The organism is Blastococcus saxobsidens, from assembly GCF_002938435.1.
In the GTDB taxonomy this organism is placed as follows: domain Bacteria; phylum Actinomycetota; class Actinomycetes; order Mycobacteriales; family Geodermatophilaceae; genus Blastococcus; species Blastococcus saxobsidens.
Window position 1 is genome coordinate 1 of sequence record NZ_POQT01000065.1, and the last position, 6,928, is coordinate 6,928.

Below are 6,928 nucleotides of genomic sequence, written 5' to 3' on the forward strand. Positions count from 1 at the left end.
CACGGCCGGCGCGCCGAGCCCGGCCGGGGCGGCGGGGTCGCGCCAGGGATCGCTGCGGGCGTCGGCCTTCCACCACGGCCCCGCGGCGGTGCGCCGCCGGCCCGGGCGCCCGGACGGCGGGTCCTGCAAGCCACCCCGGCCGGGCGCCGGCGGCCCGAAGGCACGGATCAGCGCCTCGGGCGGGGGCGGCGGAACGGGGCGCGCGGGGAGCGGGGGCCGGTCGCCGGAGAAGCTCCCCTCGACGGTCGCGGGGCGGCCGAAGGCACCGGCCTGGGCGGGGCTGGCGGGCGGCGCGTCCACCGGTCGCGGGGACAGCCGCTGGGCTGTCGCGTCGAAGCCGCCGGACTGCCCGTCCGGCCGGGTGAAGACGGCCTCCGGGCGGCCGTCGGCCGGGCGCTCCTCGGGACCGGTCAGGGCGGGCCGCCCTGACCGACGGCACCGGGGGAGCCCACGGTGACGGTGCGCAGGACCGGGGGCGCCACCTCGGTGTGCTGCTCCGGACGCGAGTCGGCTGCCGGACCGGGGGTCGCCGGGTCGGCGGGCAGGCTGAGCGCCAGCGCGGTGACGCCCGCGCCGAGCCCGACGAGCGTGCCGGTCACGCCACGCCGCAGCCAGTGGCCGCCGAACGCGCCCCGGCGGTGCTCCTGCGGGGCGAGGTCGATCGACCAGGAGCCGCTGCCGCCGGAGAGGGTCAGCTCCCCCGGCGCGGCGCTCATCGCCCCCGGGCCGCCACCGGCCCCGGGCACGTCGGCGGTGAAGGGGATGGCGCACAGCCGCGACACGAGGTCACCGGGGACGGCGACGTCGGCGGAGCCGTGCAGGGCTTCTTTGGCCTCGCGCTGGGCCTCCACGGCCATCCGGCACTGCGCGCAGCCGGCCAGGTGCCGGGCGGCGCGCCCGGCGGCGGCGGCGGCGAGCTCGCCGTCGACGAGTGCGGCGATGGCCTCCTGCGCCAGGTGGCTCTCCTGGATGTTCACGCCCCCACCTCCCCGGGCACGACCGGACGACGGGGCGCCAGGTGGGCCAGCGCCTGGCGCAGCTGCACGCGACCGCGGTGGATGCGGCTGCGCACGGTGCCGAGCTTGATGCCCAGCGTTGCGGCGATCTCCTCGTACGTCAGGCCCTCGATGTCGCAGAGGACCACGGCCACGCGGAACTCGGGCGGCAGCGCGTCGAGCGCCGCCTGCACCTGCGGGTCGAGGTGGGTGTCGGCGTAGACCTGCTCGGGGCTCGGGGCCCGACCGGGGAGCCGCTCGGTGTCCTCGGGCAGGGCGTCGAACCGGATCCGCTGCCGGCGCCGGACCATGTCGAGGAACAGGTTGGTCGTGATGCGGTGCAGCCAGCCCTCGAAGGTGCCCGGCGAGTAGTCGGCCAGCGAGCGGAACACCCGGACGAACGTCTCCTGGGTGAGGTCCTCGGCGTCCTGGGCGTTGCCCGACAGGCGGTAGGCCAACCGGTAGACGCGGGCCGAGTGGTCCCGCACGACCTGCTCCCAGGAGGGCGCGACCCAGCCGTCCGGACCCGCAGCGGGGGCCGCGGACTGCACGGGAGTGGCCTCGGACACGGCACCAGGATCGCAGACCGGGGCTCCGGCGACCTCCTCGGTCCCGGCGGTCCGGGCGGACAGACCTCGCTTCACGCGCACGTGCCGATCAACGGACGGACGGCACACCCGTGTTCCCGCGCACCGGAACTCCCAGCAGACGCACAGGTGCCGCGTCCGCACGCGGCGCCGGGGCACCCGGCCACTACCCTCGGCCGGAGCAGGAACTCTGGAGCACGGCGGAGCCGTTCCGCTCCGTCACCGGAGGTGTGTTGATGAGCGCCCAGGAACCGCCGCCCGGCAGCGGCACCCATCCGGGCGCCGCGTACGCCGACCGGTTCGCCGGGGAATCCCCCGAGATGGCCGCGGCCCGGCACCGGGCGCACTTCCTGCCCGGCCCTCCCCCGGTGGAGCCCGCGGTGGGCGCCACGCTCGCCGTCCTCGCGACCACGACCGCCGCCCGCTCGGTGGTGTCCGTCGGCAGCGGCGGGGGGCTGGCCGCCCTCTGGCTGCTGCGCGGCATGCGTGCCGACGGCGTCCTCACCGCGCTGGACGGCGACCCGGAGCAGCTGCGCGCCGCCCGCCAGGCCCTGGCCGAGGCGAAGGTGCCCGCCAGCCGCGCGCGGCTGATCTTCGGCACCCCGGGCGAGGTGCTGCCCCGGCTGTCCCCAGGCGCCTACGACATGGTCTGCTGCGCCGGGCCGCCGCGCGAGTACGCCGAGCACCTGGCGGCCCTGCTGGCCCTGGTGCGGGTGGGCGGCACGCTCACCCTCCACGGCCTGCTCGAGGGCGGGCGCATCGCCGACCGCACCGCTCGCGACCCGCAGACGGTCGCCTGGCGGGAGATCGGGCGGACCATCCGCGACGACGAGACCGTGCTGCCCGCGGTGCTGCCCATCGGTGCCGGCCTGATGGTCGCCACCAAGCGCGCCGCCGCCCCTGCCGGCTGACCCGCGCTCTCAGCCGAACGGCAGTTCCTCGACCGGCGCCCACGGGCCGCCGAGGTAGCGCCACAGACCGAGCCCGCGGGCGCGCACCCGGTAGGGCACGAAGCCGGCGGTCAACCGGTCGTGCAGCGCCCGCGCGACGGCGGGCTCCACCTTGTTCTGCACGGTCACGTGCGGGGCGTGCCGCTGCCGGTCCTGCGGGGTGAGCCAGTGCTCCCAGCTGCCGGCGAGGTCCTTCCGCAGCCCGGACAGCTCCGCGGAGGACAGCGAGTACGCCACTCCCCTCCCCAGGAAGCGCACGCCGGTGACGTCGACCTCGAACGCCGCCCGGTCCGCGGCCGCCCGCAGGTCGGCCAGGACCGCGCCGACGTGCTCGCCCGGCAGCGCGTGGAACAGCGTCACGTGCGCCCGCAGGTGGTTGCGCTCCAGCGGGAAGTGCTCGGCCCGGAGCCGGTCGAACCGCGCCTGCGCCTCGTCGTCCAGCAGCAGCGTGACGACCAGCGGGGCGGGTGCGGTGCTGGAACGGCCCCCGTGCAGGGATCCACCCCGAGCGGAGCCAGGGGTGGGGGGAGAAAGGACCCCGTCCTCCTCACCCCTGGCGGGTTCGGGGCGAGCCTCTGGACGGGGCCGCATCAGAGGTAGGCGCGGGCTCCCTTGCCCAGCACGGTGATCCCGCCGGCGCTGACGTGGTAGCGCTCGCGGTCCAGTTCGGGGTCCATGCCGATCCGCGCCCCGGGCGGTACGACGACGTTCTTGTCCAGGATCGCCCGGCGCACGTGCGCCCCCTCGCCGATGTACGCGCCGTCCATGACGACGCTGCCTTCGACCCGGGCGCCCCGCTCGACCCGCACACCGGGCGAGATCACCGAGTTGTGCACCGAGCCGCCACCGACGATGGCGCCGGCGCTCACCATCGACTCCTCGGCCCGGCCGCCCAGGACGAACTTCGCCGGCGGCAGCTGCGGCGGCAGCGTGTAGATGGGCCAGCGGTCGTTGTAGAGGTTGAAGACCGGGGTCACCGAGACCAGGTCCATGTGCGCGTCGTAGTACGCGTCGATCGTCCCGACGTCCCGCCAGTAGCCGTGGTCGCGCTCCGTGGCCCCGGGGACGATGTTGGTGGAGAAGTCGTAGACCCACGCCTCCCCCGCCGAGGCGAGCATCGGCATGATCGAGCCGCCCATGTCGTGCACGGAGCTCGCGTCGGCGGCGTCGGTCCGCAGCGCCTCGAGCAGCGCGTCGGTGGAGAATACGTAGTTGCCCATGGAGGCGAAGCTCTCCTCGGGCGAGTCCGGCAGGCCCGGCGGGTCCGCGGGCTTCTCCAGGAATCCCCGCACCCGGCCCTCCGCGTCGGCGTCGATGACGCCGAACTCCGTCGCCTCGCGGCGCGGCACCCGCAGGCCGGCGATGGTCACCCCGGCACCGGTGCGCAGGTGCTGGTCGATCATCTGCGCCGGGTCCATGCGGTAGACGTGGTCGGCCCCGAAGACGACGACGATGTCGGGCCGCTCGTCGTAGATGAGGTTCAGGCTCTGGAAGATGGCGTCGGCGCTGCCGGTGTACCAGCGCGGGCCGAGCCGCTGCTGGGCCGGCACCGGGGTGATGTAGTTGCCGAGCAGCTGGGACATCCGCCACGTGGTGGTGATGTGCCGGTCCAGGCTGTGGCTCTTGTACTGCGTCAGGACGGCGATCTGCCGGATGTCGGCGTTCACCAGGTTCGACAACACGAAGTCGATGAGCCGGTAGTTGCCCCCGAACGGGACAGCCGGCTTGGCGCGGTCCTGGGTGAGCGGGGCCAGCCGCTTCCCCTCACCGCCCGCCAGGACGATGCCGAGAACCCGAGGACCGCCACGCATGGAACGCACCGTATCCGCTGCTCGGGGAGTGCGCCCCACCCAGCCGCCGGGACCTCCCCCCTAGGGTGACGGCGTGCGCATCGGGATCGTCACGCGTGAGTGGCCGCCGGACGTCTACGGCGGCGCGGGGGTGCACGTCGAGCACCTCGTCGCCGCCCTGCGGTCGCTGCCGGCGGCGCCCGACCTCGACGTGCACTGCTTCGGGGCCCCGCGGGAGCCCGGCACGCCGGGTCACGGGGCCACCGCGCACGCGGTGCCCTCCGCGCTGCGCGGGGCCAACGGCGCCCTGCAGGCGCTCGGCACCGACGTGGAGATCGCCGCGGCCCTCGCCGGGGCCGACCTCGTGCACAGCCACACCTGGTACGCCAACGGCGCGGGCATGCTGGCCGCCCTGGTCCACGGGATCCCGCACGTGGTCACCGCGCACTCCCTGGAGCCGCGGCGACCGTGGAAGGCCGAGCAGCTCGGTGGCGGCTACCGGCTCTCCTCGTGGGTCGAGCGCACCGCCTACCTCGCGGCGGACGCCGTCATCGCCGTCAGCCGGGGCATGCGCACCGACGTCCTGGACGCCTATCCCGACCTCGACCCGGCCCGCGTGCACGTCGTCGGCAACGGTGTCGACGCCGACGCCTACCGGCCGGTGCACGACCCGGACGTCGTCCGGGGGCTCGGGGTGGACCCCGACCGGCCCTACGCGCTCTTCGTCGGGCGGATCACCCGGCAGAAGGGCGTCATGCACCTGCTGGCGGCCGCCGAGCAGCTGCCGGCCGACGTCGGCCTGGTCCTCTGCGCCGGCGCCGCGGACACCCCGGCCGAGCGGCAGCAGGTGGCCGACGCCGTCGCCGAGCTGCAGACCCGCCGCAGCGGCGTCGTCTGGATCGAGGCGATGCTGCCCCGTGAGCAGCTGGTGCCCCTGATCAGCGGCGCGACGGTCTTCGTCGTCCCGTCGGTCTACGAACCCCTCGGGATCGTCAACCTCGAGGCCGCCGCCTGCGGCACCGCGGTGGTCGCCAGCGCCGTCGGCGGCATCCCCGAGGTGGTCGACGACGGCCGCACCGGGCTGCTCGTGCCCTACGACGAGGACGACCCGGCCGGGTTCGCCGCCGGTCTGGCCGCCCGCACCGCCGAGCTGCTGGCCGACCCGCGGCGGGCGGCGGCCATGGGTGCGGCCGGCCGGGAGCGCGTGCTCTCGGAGTTCGGCTGGCCGGCCATCGCGCAGCGCACGACGGAGGTCTACGCCGCCGTCCTGGAGGGTCGCGGCTGACCGCCGCCACCGGCGTCGCCTGCTAGCGTCCTCGCCGCCGGACCAGGTTCCGGCGGTGCTCCGGCAGCGAAGTCCGGTGGGATTCCGGCGCTGTCCCGCAACTGTGAGGGCCTCGAGGGCCCGAGTCAGATCGCCTGCCCTGCGCCGTGTTCCGACCCTCGCGGCAAGGGTCGCGCATCACGCGCCGGTCCGGCGCAACTGCGAGACGCTCGCCGCCTCCTCCGGAGGCCCCGTTGTCCCACCCCGTCCGTACCCGTCTCCGCCGGCGGCTCGTGCCCGTCGCCGCACTCCTGGCCCTCGCCCCGGCCATCGCCGCCTGCGGCGGCTCCGACGAGGCGCCCTCCTCCTCCGGCACGACGTCCTCGGCCGGCGGGGACTTCCCCGTCACGGTCACCGGTGACGACGGCGAGCTGACCCTCGACGAGCAGCCGGAGCAGATCGTCGTCCTGTCGGCCACCGCCACCGAGATGCTGTTCGCCATCGGCGCCGACGAGCAGGTCGAGGCCGTCGACAGCACCTCGAACCACCCGGCCGAGGCGCCGGTCACCGACCTGTCGTCGTTCACGCCGAACGCCGAGGCGATCGCCGGGTACGGCCCGGACCTGGTGGTGCTCAGCGACGACCAGAACGGCATCGTCGACGCGCTGGACCGCCTCGAGGTGCCCACCCTGCTGCTCGGCGCGGCGGAGAGCCTCGAGGACAGCTACGCGCAGCTGGAGACCCTCGGCCAGGCCACCGGCCACGCCGAGGAGGCCGCGGAGGTCGTCGCCGGGATGCGGGAGCGGATCGCCGAGGCCGTCGACGCCGCGGGCGAGGGCACCGAGGGCCTGCGGGTCTACCACGAGCTCGACCCGACCTACTACTCCGCGACCAGCGGGACGTTCATCGGCGAGGTGTACCAGCTGTTCGGGCTGGAGAACATCGCCGACGGCTCCCCCGAGGCCGCGGGCGGCTACCCGCAGCTGTCGGCCGAGTACGTCGTCGGCCAGCAGCCGGATCTCATCGTGCTGGCCGACACCGTGTGCTGCGACCAGAGCGCGGAGACCGTCGCGCAGCGCCCGGCCTTCGACACCGTCCCGGCCGTCACGGAGGGCCGCGTGCTCGAGGCGAACGACGACATCGCCTCCCGGTGGGGCCCGCGGATCGTCGAGTTCGTCGAGGCCGTCGCCACGACCCTCGCGGACTGAGCGACACCTCGGCCATGGCCACGAGCACCGGCGGCGCCCGGTCCGACCGCGCGGCGGCACCCGCCCCCGCGCGGTCGCGGCGACGGACGCCGCTGGCGCTCGCCGGCGCGGTCGCGGCGCTGATCGGCGCGCTG

Annotated in this window: 7 protein-coding genes, 1 pseudogene and 1 riboswitch; of the genes and pseudogenes, 3 read left to right on the forward strand and 5 right to left on the reverse strand. The window is 75.6% G+C overall.

The features are described 5' to 3' along the window. The 3 genes and pseudogenes from C5507_RS22925 to sigE all read right to left on the reverse strand — a co-directional run. Positions 1–300 (reverse strand): annotated as a pseudogene (locus C5507_RS22925) (S1C family serine protease); the annotation flags it as partial. 110 nt (positions 301–410) lie between these two features. Then, a complete protein-coding gene (locus tag C5507_RS21645; RefSeq protein WP_104530554.1) occupies positions 411–977 on the reverse strand; it encodes a zf-HC2 domain-containing protein in 567 nt (188 codons plus the stop codon). Continuing rightward, the gene (gene sigE, locus C5507_RS21650) at positions 974–1,564 is read right to left on the reverse strand and encodes an RNA polymerase sigma factor SigE (protein WP_242610898.1); all 591 of its coding nucleotides are present in this window, start codon (positions 1,562–1,564) and stop codon (positions 974–976) included. The genes C5507_RS21645 and sigE overlap by 4 nt, the downstream gene beginning before the upstream one ends. A gap of 254 nt (positions 1,565–1,818) precedes the next feature. Here sigE and C5507_RS21655 point away from each other — a divergent pair, with 254 nt between their 5' ends. Next, positions 1,819–2,493 (forward strand): O-methyltransferase, encoded by a 675-nt coding sequence (locus C5507_RS21655; protein ID WP_165400412.1) that lies wholly within the window; start codon positions 1,819–1,821, stop codon positions 2,491–2,493. 9 nt (positions 2,494–2,502) lie between these two features. Here C5507_RS21655 and C5507_RS21660 read toward each other — a convergent pair whose 3' ends face one another. Beyond that, positions 2,503–3,123 carry a 2'-5' RNA ligase family protein gene (locus C5507_RS21660; protein ID WP_104530555.1) on the reverse strand — a complete coding sequence of 207 codons (621 nt, stop codon included), beginning with the start codon at positions 3,121–3,123 and terminating at the stop codon, positions 2,503–2,505. Continuing rightward, the gene (gene glgC, locus C5507_RS21665; protein WP_104530556.1) at positions 3,123–4,343 is read right to left on the reverse strand and encodes a glucose-1-phosphate adenylyltransferase; all 1,221 of its coding nucleotides are present in this window, start codon (positions 4,341–4,343) and stop codon (positions 3,123–3,125) included. Before glgC ends, C5507_RS21660 begins: the two co-directional genes overlap by 1 nt. 73 nt (positions 4,344–4,416) lie before the next feature. Between glgC and glgA the strand changes: the two genes are divergently transcribed. Then, positions 4,417–5,607 (forward strand): glycogen synthase, encoded by a 1,191-nt coding sequence (gene glgA / locus C5507_RS21670; RefSeq protein ID WP_104530557.1) that lies wholly within the window; start codon positions 4,417–4,419, stop codon positions 5,605–5,607. 40 nt (positions 5,608–5,647) lie between these two features. After that, positions 5,648–5,785: riboswitch (adenosylcobalamin (AdoCbl) riboswitch) on the forward strand. Positions 5,786–5,840: 55 nt separating this feature from the next. Further along, entirely contained in the window at positions 5,841–6,794 is a 954-nt protein-coding gene (locus tag C5507_RS21675) for an ABC transporter substrate-binding protein (RefSeq protein ID WP_207225617.1), read from the forward strand. Positions 6,795–6,928 lie beyond the last annotated feature (134 nt).

What these genes read in the sequence shown, in the direction of transcription:
- C5507_RS21655 (WP_165400412.1), top strand. Translation starts at nt 1,819, where the DNA reads ATGAGCGCCCAGGAACCGCCGCCCGGCAGCGGCACCCATCCGGGCGCC.
- C5507_RS21660 (WP_104530555.1), bottom strand. Translation starts at nt 3,123, where the DNA reads ATGCGGCCCCGTCCAGAGGCTCGCCCCGAACCCGCCAGGGGTGAGGAG.
- glgC (WP_104530556.1), bottom strand. Translation starts at nt 4,343, where the DNA reads ATGCGTGGCGGTCCTCGGGTTCTCGGCATCGTCCTGGCGGGCGGTGAG.